Source organism: Sphingomonas oligophenolica (assembly GCF_039522915.1).
In the GTDB taxonomy this organism is placed as follows: domain Bacteria; phylum Pseudomonadota; class Alphaproteobacteria; order Sphingomonadales; family Sphingomonadaceae; genus Sphingomonas; species Sphingomonas oligophenolica.
This window is the reverse complement of the sequence record NZ_BAAAEH010000053.1, coordinates 13,102-35,846: the sequence shown is the minus strand read 5'-3', so window position 1 is coordinate 35,846 and position 22,745 is coordinate 13,102. Positions and strand designations below refer to the sequence as shown.

Below are 22,745 nucleotides of genomic sequence, written 5' to 3'. Positions count from 1 at the left end.
CCGACCAGTTTGCTGAGGCGAGTGAGAGGCACATGCATACCGCTTACGATATTAAGAGCGAGATGTTCGCGATCCGCTGCAATGGCGCTCAAGTCGCGCGCGACGATTTTCTCGACTGGGGATTGCGCGATCGCTTCGGACTCGTCGTCAACGCCGCGCTCGGCGGGCTCGGCGCGGGATTGTTGACGATGCTCGCAATCACAGCCTTCTATGACGAGCCGACCCGCAAGCGGCGTAAGTGGCCTCTCTATCCGGATATCTACCTGTTCCATGTTGGCGGCCCGTGGGGATCCCATGGTGGGTTCGATTTCTGGCCCGATCGCAAGGACGTGCAAGTTTCTGACGACCCGACCGACGTCCTGCGCGCGATCAACGACCGGGGCATCACGCACCTTGCTGTGCCGGATGGTACATTGCAGAAGACAGTTCACCGGTACAAGGAACCGGAAGCGGCGCTCGATCGCATCAAGCACTGTTATGCCTACGCCCCGAGCGGGAGCGTTGCCGGAGCTGACGTCGTGATCACGGCTGATGCGGACGGCGTGCTGAGCAATTTCGAGACGACCCTTCAGCCGCAGATCATGCTGGATTACATGGCCGCCGAAGTTGATCGGAACAAATCGCTGCGCGTGGGTACAGTAGCGGGCGACGATGCCAGGCGGGCCATGGCCTATGGGCGGGCGCGGCTGGACGAGATCGACCGGAATGGGCCGGACTATCGCGCCGCAGCCGAGCGCTTGGCCGCAGCGCGCGACGGGGCGGGGTTAGAGGAGCGCTTGCGCCGCATCGATGTGCACACGGCATTGGAGTTGCTGGGGCCAGCGCGCGTTGTCCCGTCATGAAGAAGCTTCGGCGTGGCGATTTGACGGAGTGAGATGCGAGAATGCCCCGGCCGGGCTTCGTATGGCTTCGATATAGTCCGTCCGGTCGGTGGATTAATGATTTTAGCCCGGTGCGAACGGTCGGTTTTCAGCTGGCTTCGGCAGTTCGAACTTGACGGGACGCAAACTTGAGGACAACCTCAATTATACGATCAGGTTTGAGGACGAAGCCGCCCCTTACCCGGCATTCACAGTCGGCGCGCTGCATACCGATTCGATTTTTAGATGGAGGATCACATGAGCAGGAATCCACAGTTTAACGTCGGCCTGGGTCTGGTCTGGGGCAACCTGTTTAAGGACCTGACCGACGAGCAGATGTACATGAAAGAGCTCGAGATGGGCATCAAAGCGGAGGAGATCGGGTTCGATTCGGTTTGGTCGGTCGAGCATCATTTCGACTCATACGCCATGTGTCCCAGCAATTTTCAGGCGTTGACCTACATCGCGGCGCGGACCAGCACGATCCAGCTCGGACTGGGTGCGGTGATCTTGCCGTGGAATGATCCGCTGCGCGTTGTAGAAAATGTCGCGATGCTGGATATCATGTCAGGCGGCCGCGTACTGCTGGGCTTCGGCCGCGGCCTCGCTAAGAAGGAATATGTTGGCTTCCGCCAGGATATGGCCGAGTCACGCGAACGGTTCGACGAGGCGTCCCGCTTTGTGGTCGAGGCGCTTGAAACTGGGTTTGCCGAGTTCGACGGCAAATATTACAAGCAGCCACGGGTCGAGATCCGTCCGCGCCCGCCCCGCAGCTTCGAAGGCCGCCTTTACGGCGTCGCCATGTCGCCTGACTCCGTGATTCCCGTCGCGGAAATCGGTGCTACCATGGCGATGTTCGTCCAGGGATCAATTGAAAGCGCGCTGCCCGCCATCCAAGCCCATCGCGACCATTTCTTCAAAAAGTTCGGCCGCATGCCGAACCCGGTCGCGATGACCGACTTCACATACTGCCACGAGGATGCGGCTGAGGCGGAACGCGGCGCCCGTGAACATCTGTCTGCTTATTTCATGTCGGTCATGCGCCACTATGAGCTGATGGGGACCGATTTCGAGGGTGTGAAGGGCTATGATAGCTACGACGCCGCCGCGAAGATGATGCGCGACATGGGGAAGGAGGCCGTGCTGGAAGGTTACATTCAGACGCAGAACTGGGGCACGCCGGAGCAGATCCTCGAGAAGTTCAAGAAGCGCATGGAGGTCACCGGCGGCTATCAACAACGTTTCTGCTGCTCGTTTGGTGCCATGCCGTACGAGAAGGTCGAGGCGAGCATGCGCCTGTTGGGCAAGCAAGTCTTGCCGGAGATGCGTCGCATCGCCGACGACATGCTGGTTCCTGCCTGAGCGCACTCGGTCAGGAGTATCGCATGAGCGTTCCGATCACCAAGATAGCCCCTCAATCCCAATCCCAGCGTGCAAAGGCCGTCATCGGCGCGCTGAGAGAAGGAGGCCCCGCGATCATCGCCGAGGGGCGCGATGCGAACAGCTTTCTTCATTTGGTTGCGGCTGGACGATGCATCGAAGCGGGTGTCGTAAACCGAATGGCCAATGAAGCGCGAGGGGTGGTATTCCTCGCGCTGTCTCGGCAGCAGGCGGAACGTCTAGGCTTGCGTCGGCTAGGGCCCGCCAACCCCAAACGCTGGTCGTGGGGGGTGAGCGCGTCCATCGAGGCGCGGGACGGCGTCGACACAGGCATATCCGCGATGGATCGGGCGCGGACCATCGCAGTCGCATCGTCAATGTCCGCCACGCCCGATGATGTCGTCAGTCCCGGCCACGTTTTTCCCATCATCGCCCATTCGGGAGGCCTCTTATCTTGGCAGGCGGTCGCGGAGGCAGCTGTGGAGGCTGTCGAGCTGGCGGGCTGCGGCGAGGCGGCGGCCCTTTGCCATATCCTGACCGATCTCGGGGACGCGGCTACCTGGGGCGATCTGCCGACGCTCACCGCCCTGCGTGGCCTTCCGGTGGCGACGATTTCGGACTTGTTAGTCTTCCGGCATTCGGAGGGCGACAGTTTGGAGCAGGCTTTTGCCTGCGCCTTTCAATAGCGCTCAAAGTGGCGTGCCTCGCATGCAGGGAGCGAATTCCCCGGCTTCGAGGCGGCCCGAGACTCTGGTCTGCGTAATGGCGGCGCAGACCGAGGACGTGGAGCCAGCGAGTCTTCGTTCGTCCGGGTTTATCCCTCGGCCGAAGCATCTTTCGGCATCAGGTATTGGCGCTGCCGCTAGTGTAACCGGTGATCGCAGTCGATGACGCGAGACTTTGTGAGCGTGGGGAACCGCTGGGACGATCCTGCTGCGTCGGTATGCCAACTCGGGGCGCGCTGGGCACGTGGGGTTCAGTCTGACCCGTAGGCGCCGATCACGCGAGATGAACTGCCAAGGCTCGCGCCACCTTCGAAACACGAAAACCGGAAAGGAAGAAACATGCTCGAGAACCGAACCGCGTTGATCACTGGGGGTGGTAAAGGAATTGGGGCGGCGACTGCGGCGGCACTGTCTCGCGCTGGTGCGAAGGTCATCATCGCCGATCTGGACATATCCTTGGCGAATGCAACGGCCGCGTCCATCTCCGCGGATGGCGGACACGCATCCGCCTATCAGCTCGACGTTGCGAACCGGGAAGCGATCGCCGAAATGGCCATCGTTCTAGCAGCGAACCACGATCCAATCTCGATTCTGGTGAATAACGCTGGCATTGTCGGGGGCTTGCCGATCGACGACCCAAAGGTGATGGAATCATGGGATCGGGAGATCGCGGTCAATCTTACCGGCGTCGTTGTCGTGACGCGCGCCTTTCTGAAACCGCTGCGCGAGACCAAGGGAACAGTGGTGAACCTCGCCTCAGTCGCATCTTTTCAAGCGGTGACCGGTGGCCTCGGGTACCAGGCTAGCAAAGCCGGGGTCAAGATTCTGACGCAGACGCTTGCGAGGGAACTTGGGAAGGATGGAGTGCGGGTCAACGCGGTCGCACCGGGCATCATACAGACCGACATGTCAGCGGCGGTCATTGCGAACCCAACATGGCTGGCAACGCAATTGAGCCGAATACCTTTGGAACGCGTGGGTACGGCGACGGATGTTGCGGATTCGATCGTGTTTCTGTGTTCTGACAAGTCGCGATACCTCACGGGCGTCATCCTCCCGGTGGATGGGGGATTTCTCGCGGTCTGACGGCTGCGTCGTCGCGCCATTGTTGCAGGCGACCAGCAGGCCGCCGAAGCCCATGAAGCACGAGCGCGGCTGCTGGCCACACCGGAACAGACCGGCGACGACGTGCTGACCCGCGGGCGGACCACGCGCCGAACCGCGCGCCTCAAAATCGCGCTGTCCGAGCATCTGTCGCCGGCCTTGAACGACGCGCGCCCGGTCGCGACGGTGGACCGCCTTCGCGCCGTGCTTGCGACCGCTGCCCTCAATGCGGCGCAGGAGAAGACATTGTATCATATCGGCCGCTCGACCGACCGTGTGCTCGGCGTTCATGGAGTCGCTGGCGCCGGCAAGTCGATGCTCGTCCGCTCGCTGGTAGCTGCGGCTGAGGATGGGACGCACTTCATCGCGCTGGCCCTGAGCTCCTCAGCGGCAGCCAATCTCGGCCAGACCGCCGCCCGATATAGGTCGCACGAGCGAGACCGTTACGAGCGTGAAAAGCGCTTGTTGGAACATCGGGTCAGTCCGGCACTGGGCTACGCTGAGCGCGTAAGATCGTTGATCGAGGCAGCCCCGTCAGCACGTGGCGCCATCATTGGCGAATGGCTTAGGGCTATCGAAAAGGACGTCTCCACAGCCAGCCAATATCCATTCCGGGACGGGGCGACCTTCATCGCGGCTTGCGGGCCTGGCGTTGCTCCTGACAGGAACCGTTCTCAAGGCATTCGATGCCGATTGCGCTCCCGCTCGCGACATTGCTCGGGGACGCGCGGGACATGCCCATCGATCCGCTGATCTGGTCGATTGAACGCCTGTCACGCAATCCTGACCTTCACCGAGCGGTCATGACGCTGGCGCGGCGTCCTGTGGGATCGTCCAGTCGGGAGCCGCATGGGGTGGCGGAGCATTGCCGATATCCATGAGAGAGAATTTACCGAACAAGGCCGGAAAAGGATTTCAAATGTTGTACTGAAGGACCTTCATGTAATAGCATCATGATTAGAAATATTGTGAATTATATCTTTCATCGTAGTAATGCCCGCGAATCCCCCGACGTCCACTTTCGTGACTCAGTAAGACTAGTGCTCCACGGCCATTGGCGATCTTCGGCAGCCTATCACGTTCGCTGCGGGCCGATCGAAGCGATCGCCAGAGCAAAGCCCGAAGTCCAGCCCGATGCGGATGGCGCGGCGGCATGAGCACTGCACGCCAATTTGACGCGATCGACCGCAAGCTGCTCTTCAAACTGCAGCGCGACGCATCGCTCAGCCACGCCGATCTGGCCGAACGCGTCGGTGCATCGACGGCATCCTGCTGGCGCCGAATCCGCGCACCGGAAACCGACGGTGTGCTTGGTCCACAGGTCCGACTCGTCAATGCGACGCGCATCGGGCGTGGCGTCAACGTGCTTTGCCATATCCGAATGAAAAGCCATTCCGCCGAGGCGACGGAAGCCTTCGAGAGTCTCGGTGCCTCGCGAGAGGAATTTATCGAATGCTATTCGATGTCAGGCGATTGGGACTATCTGCTCCGGATCCTCGTGGCGGACGTCGAGGATTATAACCGGTTCCTGATGCGGACCGTTCTGCGACACCCTTCCGTCGCGACTGGATCTTCGCATTTCGCGTTGACGCAGGTGTAGTACACGACCGCAGTGCCGCTTTAGTGTGATTTCTGGCGCGCGCTCGCCCATGATCACCGTGCCGAAAGCCTCGACAAGGTGACCCGATCCGGGCGCGCCGCGATGCCGCGCGTCTCGCGCCATCGAGCTTCCATCGACCGAAGCTTTTCAAACGAGACTTTCGATTAATAATTCCTGCGCGCCCTGCCACAGGGTGCGCTTTCCAAGCACGGGCAGCTGTTCGAGGCCCTCGACGATCGTCAGGAAATGATTGCCGGCCAACTGGCCGAGCTTGCTGGCGAAGCTGACCCCGCCATAAGCCAGCAGGATTTCGGTCTCGCTGTAGCCGCCGGGATAGAAGATCATCTGGCCGGGAGCAGGATAGCTTGTGGCGTTCTCGAAGCCGAACGGCATCGCCTCATCGCCCATCGGAACCCAGCATCCTTCGCCGCTCCAACGGCTATGAATGAATTTGGTGGTGTAGGGGAGCTGCGCTTCGAAATAGCGGCATGTCTGGGGCGCCTGTTCGCGCTCAAGACGTCCAACAAAACGCAGGTCTCCGGTCGTGATAAGCACGTCGCTCATGGTATTTCATCAGTATTTTACAGTGCGATCGGAGTGATGCCGGGCAATGACTTCGATCTCGATCAGGGCGGATGGCAGTACGAGGTCGCTCACGACCGTCGATCGAGCGGGCTTATGTTCGCCGAAGCAGGCAGAGTAGGCGGCGTCGAAGGCGGCAAAGTCCGCAGCATTCTTTAGCCACACGGTGGACTTCACGATGTCGTCGAGCGTCAGATTCCTGGTCCGAAGGACAGCGACGATGTTGGCGATAACCTGACGGGTCTGTCCGTCGATGTCAGAGGCCGAAATCCCCCGATTTGCATCGAGCGGCAGCTGGCCGGAAAGAAACAGGAACGGATCGCTTTCCACGGCCGGAACGAGATGGGGTGTCATTAAAAAAACTCCTGCGGGTTTCGGAATTATCGAGCATCCACGGGGTGGAGCGGCGATTTGCGGTCGCGCTGGAGCCGCCAGATGCCGATAGTCAGCAGCGGTACGACGTAGACGGTGATGAAGGCGACGGCGAGCCAGCGGTAGCCGTCGGCGATCAGCGCCACGAGGCCGATACGATCGGCGACAAAAATCGCGCCGACGAGAATGCCGACGGTGATGACGGCGCGATGCCCGTTTGACAGATCGCTGCCGCGCCGCTTCGTATAGGCGTTGGCGATCCGTTCGTTGATGGCATGAACCTGTCCCGTGCCGCTTTCGAGAAGCGCGGCGAAAATCATGATCTGGAAAACATACCGGAAAACGGGAAAATCCAGACGGGCCAGCAGAAAGTCCGAGGGCAGCGTCTCATTCGATATCTGCGGATAAAAGGCGCACATCGCGATAAAGAAGAGGATCGCCGGAAGCATGGCGAGTGGACCCGCGAGCAGACCGGCGGCCACGGCGTCGCGCGAACTGGTCAAATGCCGCATGATGGGAAGAATGAGGACGGCGCCGACGGCATTGTAGCCCGCGTAGGTGAGCCCACCCATAAACCATCTGGGTTGCGCCGGCGCCACGAAAGCCTGGGCGATCGGGGTGCTGAACCGAGTCAAAGCCAGCGCGAGAAAGACCGCATAGGTACCGTAGAGGAAGAAGGAGACATATTTGAAGAGCTGTTCCACCGACTCGTTTCCGAAGGTGGCGAAAATTGTGATCGAGCCGGCCAGCAGCAGCGCCCCCGCGATCGGCGGCCAGCCGAACAGGGCCTGGCCGATCGCTCCGGCCGCTGCAGCGAATACCGCCAGGATCAGGGTCATCCCTAGAATGAATGCGATCTCGAAGGCCGGCCAGAACGGTCCCAGCAGATATGAGAAGAAGGTTCGATAGTCTCGCGCCCCGATGCGCACGGCGATCAGGAAGGTCAGCGCGCAAACCAGACTCCACACGCAGGTGGAAACGAGCATGCCGAGCAGTCCGCCCCATGGCCCGCTGGGCATGAAGAAGGTGGCTAGCTCGCGGCCCGTCGCATAGCCGCCGCCGATGACGACCGCCTTGAAAGCGAATCCTGGAAGCAGAAGCCGGCGGAACCAATTCGACCCTGCCTGCACCTCGCCCGCTCCCCTTCACAATGTCAGGCAGCCCTAGGTGAAATCCCTAGAAGTGACAATATTTTTCTGTAATTGGCTATTTCTCTAATTTGGAGAATATGTGACACCGCATTGGTCGTATCGGTGTAACCGTCTTGAAGGAGAATCGATGATCGCGCTTCCTGCCATAAGCCTTGACGATAAATATGAGATCGGGCCGGGCCACGCGCTCGTCGCGGGCCGGCAGGCGCTGGTGCGGTTGCCCATCGTCCAGCGAGAGCTCGACAAGCGCATGGGGCTCAACACGGCCGGCTATATCAGCGGGTACCGGGGCTCACCGCTCGGGAGCTACGATGCCGAGCTGTGGAAGGCGGCAAAGACGCTCGCCGAGCATGACGTGATCTTTGATCCGGGCCTGAACGAGGATCTCGCACTTACGGCCGTTGCGGGAACCCAACAGATCGATTTCGTGCCCGGGCGCAAGGTCGATGGCGTGTTCGGCATCTGGTACGGAAAGGGGCCGGGCGTTGATCGGTCGGGTGACGCGATCAAGCACGCCAATCTGGCAGGAACCTCGCCGCTAGGTGGTGTCGTGTTGATTTTCGGCGACGATCACGCGGGAAAGTCGTCGACAACCGCTCATCAAAGCGATTTGACCCTGGCAAGTTGGGGCGTTCCAATTCTTTACCCGGCGACGGTTTCCGAAGTGCTGCCCTTTGGGCTGGCTGCGATCGCGATGTCGCGCTTCTCGGGCGCCTTGGTCGGGCTGAAGATCGTCAACGAAACGGCCGAATCCACGGGCGTGCTCGATCTGTCGCTGCCGTCGGATTTCACGCTTCCCGATATCGCGATGCCGGACGGAGGCGTGCATGTGCGGCCGGAGTTCCTGGCCATGCGAAGCCAAGAAGCTCGCCTGCAATTCAAACTTTCCCGAGCCCAGGCCTTCGCGCGCGCCAACCATCTCGACCGGATAGGTTACGGCGCCGCGGAACCTAAGCTGCTCATCGCGACAGCGGGCAAGGCCTATGCAGACGTACTCGATGCACTGACCTTGCTGGGCCTGGATGACGCCAAATGTCGGGCGGCTGGTATCGGCGTTTACAAGATCGGGCTGATCTTTCCGGTCGAACCCGAAACCCTGATTGCCGCAGCATCCGCGGCCGCCGAGATTCTTTTCGTCGAGGAGAAGCAGGCCCATGCGGAAAATCAGGCGAAGCAGATCCTGTTCAACCGATCCATCCGCCCAGAAATCAGCGGTAAGATGACGGCCGATGGTATGCCGCTCCTACCCTCCGATGCTCCGCTTAACAGCAAGATCGTAGCCGCGGCCATAGCGTCCCGGATCAAGGCGACCTTGCCCGACATCGCGGCCGATTTGCACCTCCACAAGACGGCATCCTCGTCAGCCAAGGAGGGAGCGCCCGAGATCGTCAGGAGGCCCGCCTTCTGCTCGGGTTGCCCGCACAATATGTCTACGAAGGTGCCATCGGGATCGGTCGGTGCGACTGGCATCGGATGCCATGGCATGGCCGTGTTCCATCCTGATCGCAATCCGTTGCCGATGGGGCAGATGGGCGCGGAGGGCGCCAACTGGATCGGGCTCTCCCATTTTACGACAACACCCCATATCTTTCAGAATCTGGGCGACGGTACATATAACCATTCGGGCTCGCTCGCGATCCGCGCGGCTGTCCAGGCCGGCGTGAACATCACCTTCAAAGTCCTGTTCAACGACGCCGTCGCAATGACCGGCGGACAGCCGGTGGAGGGGCATCTCTCCGTGAGCGGCATTGCCCGCCAGGTGGCGGCGGAAGGTGTGAAGAGCGTCGTCGTGCTGTCAGAAAGTCCTGACCGGTTCGCCGACGAGCCGCTACCGGCGGGAACGGAACTGCGCCATCGCGACGAACTCGATGTCGTGCAACGGTTTCTGCGCGATCAGCCGGGTGTCACCGTGCTGATCTACGATCAGGTATGCGCGGCTGAAAAGCGCCGCCGTCGCAAGGTCGGAAGCTTCCCTGATCCGGATCGGCGCATGTTCATCAACTCCGCCGTCTGCGAAGGATGCGGCGACTGTTCGGTACAGTCGAATTGCCTAGCTATCGAACCGCTAGACACGGAGCTGGGGCTCAAGCGGCGCATCGATCAGTCGGCATGCAACAAGGATTTTTCGTGCCAGAAAGGGTTCTGCCCTTCTTTCGTCACGGTCGAGGGAGCTAAGCGGCGCTCGCGCGCCAGCGCCGAAACCGCGTCTGCAGACGAAATCCCGGCGCCGCAGATCCCGACGGTAGAGCAGACGTTCGATATCATCATCGCGGGTATTGGTGGCACCGGAGTCGTCACGATCGGCGCAATCCTCGGCATGGCCGCGCGGATCGAGGGGCTCGGCGTCAATCTTTTCGATATGACGGGGCTCAGCCAAAAGGGCGGTGCCGTTTACAGTCATGTGCGGCTTAGCCGGGACCGGGAAACGATATTGTCGGCGAAAATCGGACCGGCGAAATCCGCGACGGTGATAGCCTGTGACATGGTCGCGGCCACCCAGGCCGAGTGTCTGGAGACCATGGCGGCCGACACGCTGGTCGTAGCGAACAGCAACGTGATGGTGACAGCCGCGTTCCAATCCGATCGGGAGGCTGTGCCTTCGGTCGATCGGTTGACTGAAACGCTTGCCCGTGCATCTGGCCGGGCCCCCGAAATTTTTCCGGCGACGACGCTCGCCGAGAGCCTTTTCGGTGACGCCATCGCTGCCAACATGATGCTGCTGGGCTATGCATGGCAGCGTGGCGGTATCCCGCTCGCGCGCGACGCCATTGAACAGGCGATCACGCTTAACGGGAAAGCCGTTTCTGCCAACCTGGAGGCATTTGCCGCAGGCCGATCGGCGGCGCTTACGGAGGCGGCGAAGGCGCACGATCCTCTCGATATCGATGCCTTCATAGCTGCGCGCGCTGCGGACCTGTCGCGCTATTGGAACCACGCCTATGCAACGCGATACGCCGATCTGCTGGAGGCCACCCGCCGGGTGGCGCGAGGGCTCGAAAATGGGGGGGCTCTCGTCTGGGCGGTCGCGCGTAGCGCGTACAAGCTTATGGCCTATAAGGACGAATATGAGGTTGCCCGCCTTTATACCGACGGGCGCTTTCGTAAGGCCCTCGCACGGGAATTCGGCAGCTTTCGGGCGATCAAGGTCCATCTGTCGCCCCCGCTGCTTGCGAGGCGCGATCCCAATACGGGCCGGCCGCGGAAACTGGCTTTCGGTTCCTGGATATTTCCGGTGTTCAGGCTGCTGGCATCGCTCCGTTGGCTTCGCGAGACGCCGCTGGATATTTTCGGCCGGTCGCATGATCGTCGCATCGAGAGGAACTTGCGCGACGCCTATCTGGCGGTAATTGGGCGCCGCATCGGGGAGCTCGCCGTCCTCGATGTGGCGGCGATGACCGAGCTTGCGAACGCCCCGCTTGACGTTCGTGGCTTCGGCCCCGTCAAAGTAGCGGCCGCGCAGGCGCTTCTCGACCGGCTGAATTCCATCCTCGGACGCGGCGACGACAGTGAGACGCACTCGAAGACGCTTGAACGAAGGACAGTACGGTGACCGCGCACTTTGCACCCTCCGTGACGATCGATTCACACTGGAAGGGCTTCCCGCCCGAACTTGCGGGATGCTCGCTCGACGCAGCGATCTTGCAGGACAAAAGGCTGCTGAACGGTGATTTCCTGATGCCGGTGGCGCTGCTGAAGGAGTCGGCGATCGAACAGAACATCCGATCGATGCAGGCTTTTGCGAAAGCCGCTGGCGTTGAGCTATGCCCGCATGGCAAGACAAGCATGAGCCCCGAACTGTTCGCGCGGCAGCTGGGGGCCGGTGCTTGGGGGATGACAGCGGCGACGGCGCATCATGTGCGCCTCTATCGCCAATGGGGCGTCCGGCGCATCCTGCTGGCAAATCAGCTCGTCGCTCCGGCTGATATCTCACTTGTGCTGGATTTGCTGATCGCGGACGACTTCGAGTTCTTCTGTCTTGTGGATTCGCCCGAGGGCGTTGAGCGGCTGGCTGAAGCGGTACGCCACAAGGGACTGGACCGGCCGTTGAACCTGCTCCTAGAGATAGGAGCGTCGCAGGGCCGCACTGGCGTGCGCTCCATCGAAGGCAGCCTCGCGCTGGGCCGCCGCATTGCGCACGAGGCGGGCGTGCTGGCGTTGCGCGGCGTGGAGATATTCGAAGGCATTTACGCCAGCTCCGGCAGAGGTCCCGCCGCCGCCGAGGCCATGTTGGACGAGATGGCCGGCATCGCACGCCGGCTTCTGCACGAAGGCCTTTTCGCCCCCGGCGAAATCATCCTTACCGGCGGGGGATCCGCCTTGTTCGATCTATGTGCACGACAGCTTGCTGCAGTCGATCTCGATGGGCATGCGACGGTGGTGCTGCGATCGGGTTGCTATGTGACGCACGATCATGGAACCTATGCAGCGGCGCTCGAAGCGATCCGCGCGCGCCAGTCGGAGACATTCACCGCCGAACTCCGCCCGGTGGCGGCGCTCGAGGTATGGGCCGTAGTGCAGTCGCTCCCGGAACCCGGCTTTGCCGTGGTCAGCCTCGGCAAGCGGGATGTCGGCTTCGACACCGATTTGCCGCGACCGATATGGCATTTCCGCCCGGATATGGGGATGCCCCGTCCTGTCGGTGATCAGCTTCGCGTCACCAAGCTCTACGATCAACATGCGTGTCTCGAAGGTACGCACGGACTCATGGTCGGCGACCTGGTCGGCTTCGGAATTTCCCATCCCTGCAGCACCTTTGATCGATGGCGTGCGATCCCGGTGGTCGATGACCACTATCGCATGGTCGACATTGTAACGACGGTATTCTGATCCATGACGAAGACCATGTCCAGTCCGCAGACCAACAGCGTCTTTGGCCATCCGCGCGGCCTCGTCGTCCTCGCAGGGACCGAATTATGGGATCGCATATCATTCAGCGGCATGCAGGCGATCCTTGTTCTGTACATGGTCGAGCAGCTCTTCGCGCCAGGGCATCCCATCCACATCATCGGCTTTTCGTGGATCAAGGCTGCGATCGAGGGCATTTTCGGTGAACTTAGCGCCCAGGGCCTCGCGACCCAGATCTTCGGCCTCTATGTCGGCTTCAGCTATCTCACACCCTTGTTCGGCGGACTGGTCGGTGATCGCTGGATTGGAAGGAGGCCGGGCGTCATTCTCGGCGCCCTGCTGATGACGGCGGGCCATTTCTGCATGGCTTTTGAGGCAAGCTTCCTGCTGGCGCTGACCCTGATCATCTTGGGCGCGGGCTTCTTGCGCGGCAATCTCACCCCGCAAGTCGCCGAGCTCTATGCCCCCAGCGACGGTCGTCGCGCCACCGCTTTCCAGATCTATGCGAGCATGGTCGCGATCGGTGCCTTCATTTCACCGCTCATCACCGGCTGGCTCAGCCAGGCCTATGATTGGCATGTGGCCTTCACCTTCGCTGGCTTCGGCATGCTCGTCGGATTGATCTGGTACATTGCTGGCCAGCGCTTTCTTTCACAGGAAAAGGTCGCCGTCGTGCCGGCATCGTCGGTGCCGCTGAACAGGCGGGAATGGCGCGCGGTCATGGCACTTACCGCTATGGTTCCGTTGTGCACCTTGTTCTGGGTGGCGCAGGCGCAGGTTTGGAATACCTACAATCTCTGGGTTCGCGATCATGTCGCCCTGAAGGTGGGCAATATGACTTTACCGGTTCCCTGGTTGCAGGCGTTCGACGGCCTTTCACCCCTGCTAGCCCTGCCAGTGCTGCTGCTGTGGTGGAAAAAGCGCGAGCAGGCGGGGATAAAAGTCGATGAAATCGTGCGCATGGCGGTTGGCTGCTTCATTTTTGGAGCGGCGGTCATACTGCTCGCGGCGGGTGGCCTGATGTTGAACGATCAGAGCAAGGTTCTTCTGATAGTGCCGCTTGCTTTCCACCTGCTGTCCAATGTTGGCTGGTTGTATTTCGCACCCAGCGCGAATTCGCTTTTCACCGGAGCCGCGCCGAAGGGGGCCCGCGGCACGATGGTCGGGGTCTACACCCTGTCTTATTTTTTCGGGAGCGTCATCAGTGGGCGGCTGGGTTCGCTATACGAACACTGGTCGCCTGCGCATTTCTGGCTGTTGCACGCCGCCTTGGCCGGATCAGCCGGCGTAGCACTTCTCCTCATCGCGCCATGGGTTCGCCGTGCAACGGGCCTGGCGAAGCCCGACCACCCCATTGTCAGCGACGAGCCTGGCATCCTTTTGGAGGCCGCCGTATGATCCTGCACCTGTCCACCTGGCCGGAGATCGAAGCCCGTCTCACCCGCTCGCGAACAATCGTCATCCCGATCGGCTCGACCGAGCAGCATGGGCCGACCGGCCTGCTGGGCACCGACTGGCTATGTTCGGAAATCATCGCGCACCGGGCCCATACCGAAAATGCCGATATCCTCGTCGGTCCCACTTTCAATGTCGGGATGGCGCAGCATCACCTGGCTTTCCCCGGCACCATTTCGCTGCGCCCGTCGACCATGATCCTCGCGCTTCGGGATTGGGTTTCCTCGCTGTCGGCGCACGGTTTCGAAACGATCTATTTCCTGAACGGCCATGGCGGCAATATCCCGACGATCGAGGCAGCCTTCTCGGAAATTTATGCCGAGGCGAGCTATGACAAGCGCCAGTCGGGCCTAGTGCTGATGCTGCGCAACTGGTGGCAGTTGCCCGGGATCGAGGCGTTGGCGCATCGTCAGTTTCCGACTGGTCATGGCAGCCACGCGCAGCCTTCCGAGATCGCTGTTACGCAGGCTGCCTATCCAGCGTCAATCAAGATCGCGGATTGTCACCCGCGCATTGCCGCCAGCGGCCCCATTCGCGATGCGATCGACTTCAGGGCGCGCCACCCCGATGGCCGAATGGGGTCGGATTCGCTCCAGGCGAACCCCGGCTATGGCGAGGAATTGATTTTGCTGGCCGTAAAGGGATTGATGGCCGACATCGGTGCGATAGAGGCTAGGCAGGATGAGATCGGCTAGACCAGGGCGGACCATTCCTTGGATGGTGCGGGAGAGACCGAGTCCCGGGACCTGACGTCACGAACCGAGCGGCGTATCCGTAATCGCAGCTCTTTTGCGGCTAGGGCTGCGAGTGGGGCTTTGGCGTGGCTTTCGCTTCGGTCGTTCACCATGGCCATTCGGTAGCCCTTCGGCCGTCCCCAGATCGCCAATCAACTTCGATTCATCTCCGGAGCAGATGCATAGAACCTTGCACGGCGTTTCGCCGACCGAAATGTAGGCATGTCCCATGCCGCTGTCGAAATAGATGGCATCCCCTGCTTCCAACGTGACAGGCGCGTAGAGCTCGGTGTGCAATTCGAGCGAACCTTCCAACACGTAGCAGAATTCCTCGCCTTGATGGCGGATCATCTCCCCAAAATCTTCGATCGACGTGACAAAGCCCTGGCCCAGAATGGGGACGAAGCGCTTGTTCAGCAGGTCGGTCGCGAGAAACTGGTTCAGGTAGGAGTGGGTTTTGATCGTCCGGCCTTCTCCTTTGCGGATGATGCTTCTTCGTCCGCCGGATCGGGTCTGCGGCACTCTCGCACCGTCACGCGCAAAAAAGACGCCGATATCGATATCCAGGCCTTTGCTGATGCGGGCAAGCTTGTCGTAACTAAGCGAAACCTGGCCTTTCTCGATTTTGGAAAGCGTCGAGATCGGAAAGCCGGTTCGTTTCGACACATCGGCCAGGGTCCAGCCTTTTTGCCCCCTGAGCTGTTTGAGGATTGCTCCGGGTTTTGCTTCTTCGCTCACGTTTTCTACCATTTTTTGCTGTCGCTTCCAGATCCCGTAATCGTCATTTTTCTCTCGATTGGCAAACGTTTCGTCGCGTCCATGCTCGGCGATCCCTAGCCCTGTCCTCCAGATGTAAGAAATTTTCATTGGATAGGAGAATTTTTTCGACAATAGAGAAAAGGCGTATATATTGGGGAATGAAATGGCCGGCCATGGCGGGAAAAAGGGGAAGGCGAGCAAGCGGCGCCGAAGACGCCGAACCCCAATTAATTTTTGAGAGTCTTGTTCATGGATGAAAATGAGTACGATGTGCTGGTGGTTGGCGGCGGGATCGCGGGAACGGGCATCGCGGCGCATCTGGCGCCGAGTTGCCGGGTCGCTGTTCTGGAAATGGAGGAGCAGCCAGGGCTTCATTCGACCGGGCGCTCCGCTGCGCTGTTCGTTGCAGGCTATGGCAATCGGGTCGTGCGGGCCCTGACACTGGCGAGCCGCAAATTCTTCTTTTCGCCTGACCCGCGCTTTTGCGAAGGCGCACTCGTCAACAAAAGAAAGATAATGATCATCGGACGCGCTGAAAAGCGCGAGGCGTTCGAACAATTTGTTGCCCATGAGCTTCCAGCCGGCAACCTCGAATGGATCAGTGCCGAAGTAGCGTTGGAATTGTGCCCGGTATTGCACCTCGATGGGCTCATTGGCGCGGTGTTGGACGTCGACGCCGCAGATATCGAGGTTCACGCACTACAGCACGGTTATATCAGACAGCTGAAAAGCCATGGCGGGCAGCTCTTCGTCAATGCCAGGGTCGAAGGCGCTACCTTCGATCAGGCAGCCGGGCGATGGGACGTGGAAACCCCCCTGGGTGTTTTCCGGGCGCCGATATTGGTGAACGCGGCCGGCGCTTGGGCTGATGAGGTCGCTGCGAAGGCGGGTGTCAAGCCTATAGGAATAGAACCGCGCCGTCGAACAGCGGCACTCGTCGATGTTCCGGAAGGCCTGGATTCCAAGGACTGGCCGATGGTCCTCGATGCCGACGAGAGCTTTTACATGAAGCCTGATGCGGGCTTGCTGCTGATATCGCCAGCGGACGAAACGCTTTCCGAACCGGAAGATGTCCAGCCCGACGAACTCGATGTGGCGATCGCGGCCGATCGCCTACAGCAACTCACCGGGATCGAAGTCCGGCGAATCAAGAGTAAGTGGGCCGGTCTCAGGTCCTTCGTCGGCGATCGTTCCCCGGTTGTCGGGTTCGCTACCGAAAACCCCGGGTTCTTCTGGCTGGCAGCACAGGGCGGATACGGCATTCAGACGGCTCCGGCATTGAGCAGTCTCGCGGCCAAGCTTGTCCTGAAATTGCCTGTTCACGATGAATTCGAAGCGATGAAGATCCGGGAAGAAGACCTTTCGCCGGCGCGCCTTTATCAGCCGGCAGAGCAAGTCAGATAAAGTGCGTGGACGTAATGTGCTGACGAAGCTGATCAAATAAAAAGGGGAATACGATGAATATGCGTTATAAATTCCACACTGTTTTGCTGATGGCAACGAGCAGCGCTTTCGCCATACTCGCGCCGGGGTCGGCGAATGCCCAAACGGCGGTAGCGGACTCCGAAACTGGCGATATCATCGTCACTGCGCAGAAGCGGAGCGAGAGCATTCTCAACGTGCCGGCTGGTGTCAGCGTCGTCTCAGCGCAAACGTTGGAGGCTCTTCACGCTACCCAGCTGACCGACGTGAGTTCATATGTGCCGGCATTTCAGGTTGATTCGGGTGGATCTGCGGGACAGACCACAATCAGTATTCGTGGCATCGCGCCGATCGGCCGCGCCAGCACCGTGGCGACTTATATCGATGAGACGCCGGTGGGCAGCAGCACCACCTATAATGGCGGTAATTCATTCCAGCTCGATCTTCTGCCTTATGACGTTGAGCGGTACGAGATTCTGCGCGGCCCGCAGGGAACGCTCTATGGTGCAAGCTCGATGGGCGGCTTGCTCAAATATGTGCTGTCGGCGCCCTCGCTCGACAAATTTGCGGTACGGGCGGGCGGAGACCTGACCGGGATCAAGGGCGGTGGAAAAGTGGGCGGCGGCGTTCGCGCCAACGTCAGCGGCCCCATCGTCGAGGGCAAGCTCGGCTTCGTTGCTAGCTACGCGCTGCAGCACGCGCCCGGTTTCATCGATAACGCCGTAACCGGAGCGCAGGATCAGAACAGCGTCGAGCAACAGAGCGCTCGTCTCGGCCTGTATTTCAAGCCCCTCGATGGCCTGACCATCAAGGTCAATGGCTTGTGGCAGCGGACGAAAACGCGGGGCAATGCGACCATGCCGCTGGACGGCACTACCCTGCGCCCGCTCTATGGCGATCTCCAGGACAATAACCTCGTCGATCAGCCTTTCCAGAAGACGATCAAGATCGTGTCTGGAGGGATTGAATATAAGGGCGAGCAGGTCGACATCATCTCTGCCACTAGCTACGCCGAAACGTCCGTGAGTCAGACGCAGGACGCATCATATTCTTATGGCGTGGCATTTGCCGCCTTTGGCCTGCCCGCCGGAAAATCTGCTTACTCCTATCGATTGGGTCTCAAGAAATTCACGCAGGAATTGCGCGTGCAATCGGCGGGCACTGGCCCGTTCCAGTGGACTATCGGCGGTTTCTACACCTACGAGGATTCTACGAACTTTCAGTCGCCGAGCGCCCTCACGATGGCGGGTGTGTCAATCCCGGGGCTCGATCCCATCTTCATCGCGCGACTGCCGTCCACCTACAAAGAATATGCGGCGTTCGGAAACGTGAATTATAGTCTAACCGATCAGCTGGAGGTCTTCGGTGGCCTTCGGTATGCGCAGAACAGGCAGGTGTTCAGCGAATTTGCGACTGGTGCCATCTTGCCGGCGCCGATCAGCCAGCCCAACCAGAAATCGAAAGAGAACGTCACGACCTACAGCGTAGGCGCGCGTTTCAAGCCGACCAGCACCACGATGGTATACGCCCGTGTGGCCACCGGCTATCGTCCCGGCGGGCCCAATCTGGCGATTCCGGGCGTCCCACCGATGTTCAAGTCCGACAAACTCACCAATTACGAAGTGGGTGTGAAGGCCCACACGACGGACAACATGTTCGCGATCGATGCGGCCGCCTTCCTGATTGATTGGAAGGATATCCAATTACTGACCAATGGCGGCGGAGCGGGTTTCAATTACATCGCCAACGGAACCAAGGCGCGAAGCGAAGGTGTCGAAGCGAATCTCACGATACGTCCGGTCGCCGGGCTGGATGTGAATGGGACCTTCGCCTATATTCATTCCGTGCTGAGCGCGGATGCGCCTCTTGCGGGTGGCGTCAAGGGTGATCGCCTTCCAAGCATTCCGAAGCTGAGCGGGTCCGTCAGCGCATCCTATACGCAAGATCTGGTCGCCGATTGGAGCGGCACCTTTGGCTTCGGTCTGCGATTGGTTGATCGTCGCCTGGCGGACTTCATGCAGGACCCGAATACCGGCTTGCCGGCGCCTCGGTATCGCCTGCCTGGCTATGCCGCGCTTGATCTCAACGCGAGCGTGACCGACGGACGCTATACCTTCCGCCTGTTTGCCAAGAACATCACGGACAAGCGAGCTTATTCATCCTACAATGCCCAGAACAATCAGGCGTTTGGCAACATCACGCAGGTCAACGCGGCGATCATTCAGCCCCGAACCATCGGTGCCGCTTTTGACGTGAAATTCTGAATAAACAAAGGGGTGGGTACATAATCGTTCCCGCCTTCAATTTGGATCGATTGGAGTATTGTAGCAATGCGGTCGAAGACTTGCCTTGGCCTGCTATTCGGTGTGGCTTTGTCATGCACCGCATTTGCCGCGACACCGGCCGCTAACCCTGACACGCACCTCGTCAAACGCGATGGTCACAAGATCGCATTTCACGTCATTCCGGGGAAGTTGCCGGCCATCGTTCTCGATGCAGGCGGCGGCAATGACTCATCCTATTGGTCGACATTCGCGCCCGAACTGGCAAAGCAGACAGGCGCCGAGATCATCACCTATGATCGCGCGGGATCCGGGCAGAGTGAAGAGGTGCCGGGCCCTTGGAGTCTGACCGGCGCGATTGACGATCTGGAGGCCGGCCTCCGCGCGCTGGGTGCAACACACGGCACTATATTGGTTTCGCATTCCCTGGCCGGCGAGATCGCGACCGGTATAACCGCCCGGCATCCTGAATGGTTTGCTGGCGGTGTCATGGTCGATGCAAACGTCCCCGAGTTTTTCACGGGCGAAATGATCACACGGCAGCTTAAGATGTACGCGCCCTTGTTCGAGCAAGTGCGAAAGGCTCCCCCGACGTCCGCGAATCGCCAGCTTCTGGCATTAGGAGCGACGTTCGAGACCACGCAAGGGGCATTCCACAAGATGGAATGGCCGACCACGGTTCCGGTTGCGGTCATTGTGGCGGAGACGCCGCCTCAGCCGGATCCCGCCGACGCTCAGGCCTGGCGCGATGCCCATGCGCTGTTCGCCAGCAAGGCCCAAAACCGCACGCTGATCATCGCCGACAAGAGTTCGCACGACGTCGCGCACGATCGCCCCGACGTCATCCTGAAGGCGGTCGCTGCCTTGTACCGCGGACACGCCACCGCTGCGACCGACGCGGCTTACGACGTGGTGATCCGCAACGGCAAGGTCCTCGATGGCAGCGGCAATCCATGGGTACGCGTGGACATCGCGATAAAGGACGGGCGCTTCGTGCGGATCGGCAATGTCGAGGGACGGGGCGCGCGGGAGATCGATGCCGCAGGACAATTCGTCACGCCGGGATGGATCGACGATATGGATCAATCCGGGGACAGCCTGCTTGAGGATGGTCGGGCAGAGAGCAAGGTGCTCCAGGGCGTCACGACCGCGATCGCGGGAGAGAGCGGCGCGCCTGTCGGGTCGGCCAAGCTTGCCGATTATTTCGATCGTTTGCAGAAGCAAGGAATCTCTGTGAATTTCGGAACGCTCTATGGCTCGAGCCAGGCGCGTGGCGAGGTCATGGGGGACGTCGATGGCCTTCCCACGCCCGCGCAGCTCGATCAGGAACGCGCGCATGTCGACGAAGCGATGCGAGCCGGCGCGATGGGGCTCGGCACCGCACTCATCTACGCCCCGGCAAGCTACCAGCAGACACCGGAACTGGTGGAACTCGCGAAGGTCGCCCACCGCTACGGCGGCATCTATGCCAATCATATGCGCGACGAGGGCGAGAAGCTGCTGCCGGCGGTGGCGGAATCGATCGCGATTTCCGAACAGAGCGGCATTCCTGTCGAGATATATCACCTGAAAGCGGCGTTCGCGCCGGGTTGGGGCAAGCTCATGCCGGCGGTCGGGAAGCTGATCGACGATGCGCGCGCGCGGGGCATCGACATCGCTGCCGACATGTACCCCTACACCGCTGGAGGAACAGGCCTCGATATCACCGTTCCAAATTGGATTTGGGCCGAAGGCAAAGAGAAGGGATTGGCCAAACTCGCCGACCCTTCGGTCCGCAAGAAACTCAAGCAACAGGTTGCGGCAGGATCGATGCCGGGGTGGACGAACCTCATCACCGCTTCGGGCGGATGGAGCCATGTCGTTCTCGTTTCCGCTTACAACGCGAAATATGACCAATATCGGTTCAAGGACATTGCGACGATTGGCCGTGCCCTCAAACGTGATCCTGCCGATGTCGCTTGGGACATCGTTCTCGCCGGGGCGCCGCATCGGCCAATCGCGCTGTACTTCGGGATGAACGAAAACGACATCGAGACCGCGTTGCGTTTTCCGTGGACCAGCATCGGCAGCGATGCCACGGCGACGTCGGATAAGCAGGAGGCGGATGGGCACCCCCGCGCCTATGGCACCTTCCCGCGCGTCATCTCGGAATATGTTCGTGATCGGCACGTGCTGACGCTGGAAGACGCCATCCGAAAGATGACGTCCTGGCCGGCAGCGCGATTCAAGCTGTACGACCGCGGCGCTATCCGCCTCGGATTGCGCGCCGATGTCACCATCTTTGATTATGACAAGATCAAGGATCTTGCCACCTATGAGAAGCCGACAGCACTTCCTCAGGGCATCAACTACGTGCTCGTCAACGGCGTTGTCGTCGTTGACGGCGGGCGCCACACCGGAGCCAAACCCGGCCTGGTCCTCAAGGGGCAAGGGTGGACGGCGCCTTGATATTTGCTGCGCCCCAGTTTTTCCTTCATTTTCCACAGGAAAACTCTTGCCTTCGTCAGTTGGGTAAGAGCTGTCACACCTCGATGAGGGGAAGTATCAATGGCGTTTGAGGTCCGGGCAGAGCGAGAACGAAATCGCCTCCACATTAGCTTGGTGGGGATGGCCTCGGTTGACGACGTGAAACAGTTCGAACTCGACCTGCAGCGGGCAGTTGACGCTTTGCCGGCCTATCGCGGCCCGCACCAGTTGCGGTACGATGTGTCAGGCGCAGCGATCCAGTCGCAAGATGTTGTTCAGGCATTGCGACTGCTAGCGCTCGCTTCGCCACGGACATCGGCCTTCGCGCTCGTCAATGGCAGTGCGCTTGCCGGGCGGCAGCTGAGACGCATTTTTTCCGGCATCGACGTACACACCTCCGCCGATCGGGACGCCGCGATCAGCTGGTTGGATTCTCAAGCCCGTGGCTGACATAGTGGGCGGAATAACTGCTGGTCTGAGCGTCGAGCTAGACGGGAATCTCGGTGGTCGACTTGACGCGCTTCAGCGCGAAGTGGGACGCCGAGGTCGCGACAGAGTCCTGCGCCAGCAACTCGCGCATCAGAAATTCCTCATATTCGCGGACATCGTGCACGATCACGCGCACGAGATAGTCCCACTCCCCCGACATCGAATAGCATTCCATGACCTTGTCATGGGACAGCGCGAATTTTTCGAACTGTCCCCTAGCGTCCACCGCGTGCGATTTCATGCGGACCTGGCAGATGACGTCCAGCCCTTTTCCGACCTTCACCGGGTCAACCAGGCGGACGGTTTTGCGCAGGATACCATCCGCCTCCAGCGCCTTGAGTCGACGCCAGCACGAGGCGGGTGAGGTGGCGACTTTTTCGGCCAGCTCGGCCTGACTTAGGTCCCCTTGGTGCTGCACGGCCCGCAGGATTCGGCGGTCCAGCGCATCGAGTCTTCTGGCTTGATCAAAATCATCCATAATAACTCCCTTGAGGAAAGAAACTCTATCACCGTGTGCCA

General features: G+C 60.4%; 19 protein-coding genes. 14 read left to right on the top strand and 5 right to left on the bottom strand.

What is annotated here, in order from left to right:
- Positions 1-32: 32 nt before the first annotated feature.
- From ABD050_RS24710 to ABD050_RS24685, 6 genes are all read left to right on the top strand, one after another.
- Positions 33-842: a hypothetical protein gene (locus ABD050_RS24710; RefSeq protein ID WP_343892202.1), complete on the top strand. Its 810-nt coding sequence runs from the start codon at positions 33-35 to the stop codon at positions 840-842.
- Positions 843-1,118: 276 nt separating this feature from the next.
- Positions 1,119-2,222, top strand: coding sequence for an LLM class flavin-dependent oxidoreductase (locus ABD050_RS24705; protein ID WP_343892201.1), 1,104 nt, complete (start codon positions 1,119-1,121; stop codon positions 2,220-2,222).
- A gap of 23 nt (positions 2,223-2,245) precedes the next feature.
- Positions 2,246-2,926, top strand: coding sequence for a 3,4-dihydroxy-2-butanone-4-phosphate synthase (locus ABD050_RS24700; protein WP_343892200.1), 681 nt, complete (start codon positions 2,246-2,248; stop codon positions 2,924-2,926).
- Positions 2,927-3,304: 378 nt separating this feature from the next.
- Positions 3,305-4,051, top strand: coding sequence for an SDR family NAD(P)-dependent oxidoreductase (locus tag ABD050_RS24695; protein WP_343892199.1), 747 nt, complete (start codon positions 3,305-3,307; stop codon positions 4,049-4,051).
- Positions 4,052-4,153: 102 nt separating this feature from the next.
- Positions 4,154-4,822 carry an AAA family ATPase gene (locus tag ABD050_RS24690; protein ID WP_343892198.1) on the top strand — a complete coding sequence of 223 codons (669 nt, stop codon included), beginning with the start codon at positions 4,154-4,156 and terminating at the stop codon, positions 4,820-4,822.
- A 301-nt stretch (positions 4,823-5,123) separates the two neighbouring features.
- Positions 5,124-5,669, top strand: a complete 546-nt coding sequence (locus ABD050_RS24685) for an Lrp/AsnC family transcriptional regulator (protein ID WP_425542517.1) — start codon at positions 5,124-5,126, stop codon at positions 5,667-5,669.
- A gap of 147 nt (positions 5,670-5,816) precedes the next feature.
- On the opposite strand, the gene ABD050_RS24680 is transcribed toward ABD050_RS24685, so the two are convergent.
- From ABD050_RS24680 to ABD050_RS24670, 3 genes are read right to left on the bottom strand one after another with little or no spacing between them, the layout of a single operon-like run.
- On the bottom strand, positions 5,817-6,233 hold the full coding sequence (locus tag ABD050_RS24680) for a DUF3830 family protein (protein WP_343892197.1): 417 nt from the start codon (positions 6,231-6,233) through the stop codon (positions 5,817-5,819).
- A gap of 9 nt (positions 6,234-6,242) precedes the next feature.
- Positions 6,243-6,605 (bottom strand): RidA family protein, encoded by a 363-nt coding sequence (locus ABD050_RS24675; protein WP_343892196.1) that lies wholly within the window; start codon positions 6,603-6,605, stop codon positions 6,243-6,245.
- Between the two features lie 26 nt (positions 6,606-6,631).
- Complete coding sequence (locus ABD050_RS24670) at positions 6,632-7,753, bottom strand: YkvI family membrane protein (protein WP_343892195.1); 1,122 nt, start codon at positions 7,751-7,753, stop codon at positions 6,632-6,634.
- Positions 7,754-7,901: 148 nt separating this feature from the next.
- Between ABD050_RS24670 and ABD050_RS24665 the strand changes: the two genes are divergently transcribed.
- Genes ABD050_RS24665 through ABD050_RS24650 form a run of 4 tightly spaced genes read left to right on the top strand, consistent with a single transcriptional unit; the run spans position 7,902 to position 14,769 of the window.
- The gene (locus ABD050_RS24665) at positions 7,902-11,324 is read left to right on the top strand and encodes an indolepyruvate ferredoxin oxidoreductase family protein (protein WP_343892194.1); all 3,423 of its coding nucleotides are present in this window, start codon (positions 7,902-7,904) and stop codon (positions 11,322-11,324) included.
- A gap of 20 nt (positions 11,325-11,344) precedes the next feature.
- Positions 11,345-12,601, top strand: coding sequence for a type III PLP-dependent enzyme domain-containing protein (locus ABD050_RS24660; RefSeq protein WP_343892193.1), 1,257 nt, complete (start codon positions 11,345-11,347; stop codon positions 12,599-12,601).
- 3 nt (positions 12,602-12,604) lie between these two features.
- The gene (locus ABD050_RS24655) at positions 12,605-14,017 is read left to right on the top strand and encodes a peptide MFS transporter (protein ID WP_343892192.1); all 1,413 of its coding nucleotides are present in this window, start codon (positions 12,605-12,607) and stop codon (positions 14,015-14,017) included.
- The gene (locus ABD050_RS24650) at positions 14,014-14,769 is read left to right on the top strand and encodes a creatininase family protein (RefSeq protein ID WP_343892190.1); all 756 of its coding nucleotides are present in this window, start codon (positions 14,014-14,016) and stop codon (positions 14,767-14,769) included. Before ABD050_RS24655 ends, ABD050_RS24650 begins: the two co-directional genes overlap by 4 nt.
- Positions 14,770-14,826: 57 nt before the next feature.
- Here the strand turns inward: ABD050_RS24650 and ABD050_RS24645 are convergent, their stop codons facing one another.
- Positions 14,827-15,885, bottom strand: coding sequence for a helix-turn-helix domain-containing protein (locus ABD050_RS24645; protein WP_343892189.1), 1,059 nt, complete (start codon positions 15,883-15,885; stop codon positions 14,827-14,829).
- Here ABD050_RS24645 and ABD050_RS24640 point away from each other — a divergent pair.
- From ABD050_RS24640 to ABD050_RS24625, 4 genes are all read left to right on the top strand, one after another.
- Positions 15,817-16,971: an NAD(P)/FAD-dependent oxidoreductase gene (locus tag ABD050_RS24640; RefSeq protein ID WP_343892188.1), complete on the top strand. Its 1,155-nt coding sequence runs from the start codon at positions 15,817-15,819 to the stop codon at positions 16,969-16,971. The genes ABD050_RS24645 and ABD050_RS24640 overlap by 69 nt on opposite strands.
- A 53-nt stretch (positions 16,972-17,024) precedes the next feature.
- Positions 17,025-19,253 (top strand): TonB-dependent receptor, encoded by a 2,229-nt coding sequence (locus ABD050_RS24635; RefSeq protein WP_343892187.1) that lies wholly within the window; start codon positions 17,025-17,027, stop codon positions 19,251-19,253.
- Positions 19,254-19,319: 66 nt separating this feature from the next.
- The gene (locus tag ABD050_RS24630; protein WP_343892186.1) at positions 19,320-21,719 is read left to right on the top strand and encodes an alpha/beta fold hydrolase; all 2,400 of its coding nucleotides are present in this window, start codon (positions 19,320-19,322) and stop codon (positions 21,717-21,719) included.
- A gap of 99 nt (positions 21,720-21,818) precedes the next feature.
- Positions 21,819-22,187 (top strand): hypothetical protein, encoded by a 369-nt coding sequence (locus ABD050_RS24625; protein WP_343892185.1) that lies wholly within the window; start codon positions 21,819-21,821, stop codon positions 22,185-22,187.
- Positions 22,188-22,224: 37 nt separating this feature from the next.
- On the opposite strand, the gene ABD050_RS24620 is transcribed toward ABD050_RS24625, so the two are convergent.
- On the bottom strand, positions 22,225-22,704 hold the full coding sequence (locus ABD050_RS24620; protein WP_343892184.1) for an Lrp/AsnC family transcriptional regulator: 480 nt from the start codon (positions 22,702-22,704) through the stop codon (positions 22,225-22,227).
- Positions 22,705-22,745: the final 41 nt, after the last annotated feature.

Excerpts from the sequence above, each read along its gene's own strand:
- ABD050_RS24650 (WP_343892190.1), top strand. The coding sequence starts at position 14,014 with ATGATCCTGCACCTGTCCACCTGGCCGGAGATCGAAGCCCGTCTCACC.
- ABD050_RS24645 (WP_343892189.1), bottom strand. The coding sequence starts at position 15,885 with ATGCGCCGCGATGCCCGTTCCCGCGATCCCGCCGCCAACCACCAGCAC.
- ABD050_RS24635 (WP_343892187.1), top strand. The coding sequence starts at position 17,025 with ATGAATATGCGTTATAAATTCCACACTGTTTTGCTGATGGCAACGAGC.
- ABD050_RS24640 (WP_343892188.1), top strand. The coding sequence starts at position 15,817 with ATGGATGAAAATGAGTACGATGTGCTGGTGGTTGGCGGCGGGATCGCG.
- ABD050_RS24675 (WP_343892196.1), bottom strand. The coding sequence starts at position 6,605 with ATGACACCCCATCTCGTTCCGGCCGTGGAAAGCGATCCGTTCCTGTTT.
- ABD050_RS24625 (WP_343892185.1), top strand. The coding sequence starts at position 21,819 with ATGGCGTTTGAGGTCCGGGCAGAGCGAGAACGAAATCGCCTCCACATT.
- ABD050_RS24705 (WP_343892201.1), top strand. The coding sequence starts at position 1,119 with ATGAGCAGGAATCCACAGTTTAACGTCGGCCTGGGTCTGGTCTGGGGC.
- ABD050_RS24680 (WP_343892197.1), bottom strand. The coding sequence starts at position 6,233 with ATGAGCGACGTGCTTATCACGACCGGAGACCTGCGTTTTGTTGGACGT.
- ABD050_RS24620 (WP_343892184.1), bottom strand. The coding sequence starts at position 22,704 with ATGGATGATTTTGATCAAGCCAGAAGACTCGATGCGCTGGACCGCCGA.
- ABD050_RS24630 (WP_343892186.1), top strand. The coding sequence starts at position 19,320 with ATGCGGTCGAAGACTTGCCTTGGCCTGCTATTCGGTGTGGCTTTGTCA.
- ABD050_RS24710 (WP_343892202.1), top strand. The coding sequence starts at position 33 with ATGCATACCGCTTACGATATTAAGAGCGAGATGTTCGCGATCCGCTGC.
- ABD050_RS24655 (WP_343892192.1), top strand. The coding sequence starts at position 12,605 with ATGACGAAGACCATGTCCAGTCCGCAGACCAACAGCGTCTTTGGCCAT.
- ABD050_RS24695 (WP_343892199.1), top strand. The coding sequence starts at position 3,305 with ATGCTCGAGAACCGAACCGCGTTGATCACTGGGGGTGGTAAAGGAATT.
- ABD050_RS24700 (WP_343892200.1), top strand. The coding sequence starts at position 2,246 with ATGAGCGTTCCGATCACCAAGATAGCCCCTCAATCCCAATCCCAGCGT.
- ABD050_RS24665 (WP_343892194.1), top strand. The coding sequence starts at position 7,902 with ATGATCGCGCTTCCTGCCATAAGCCTTGACGATAAATATGAGATCGGG.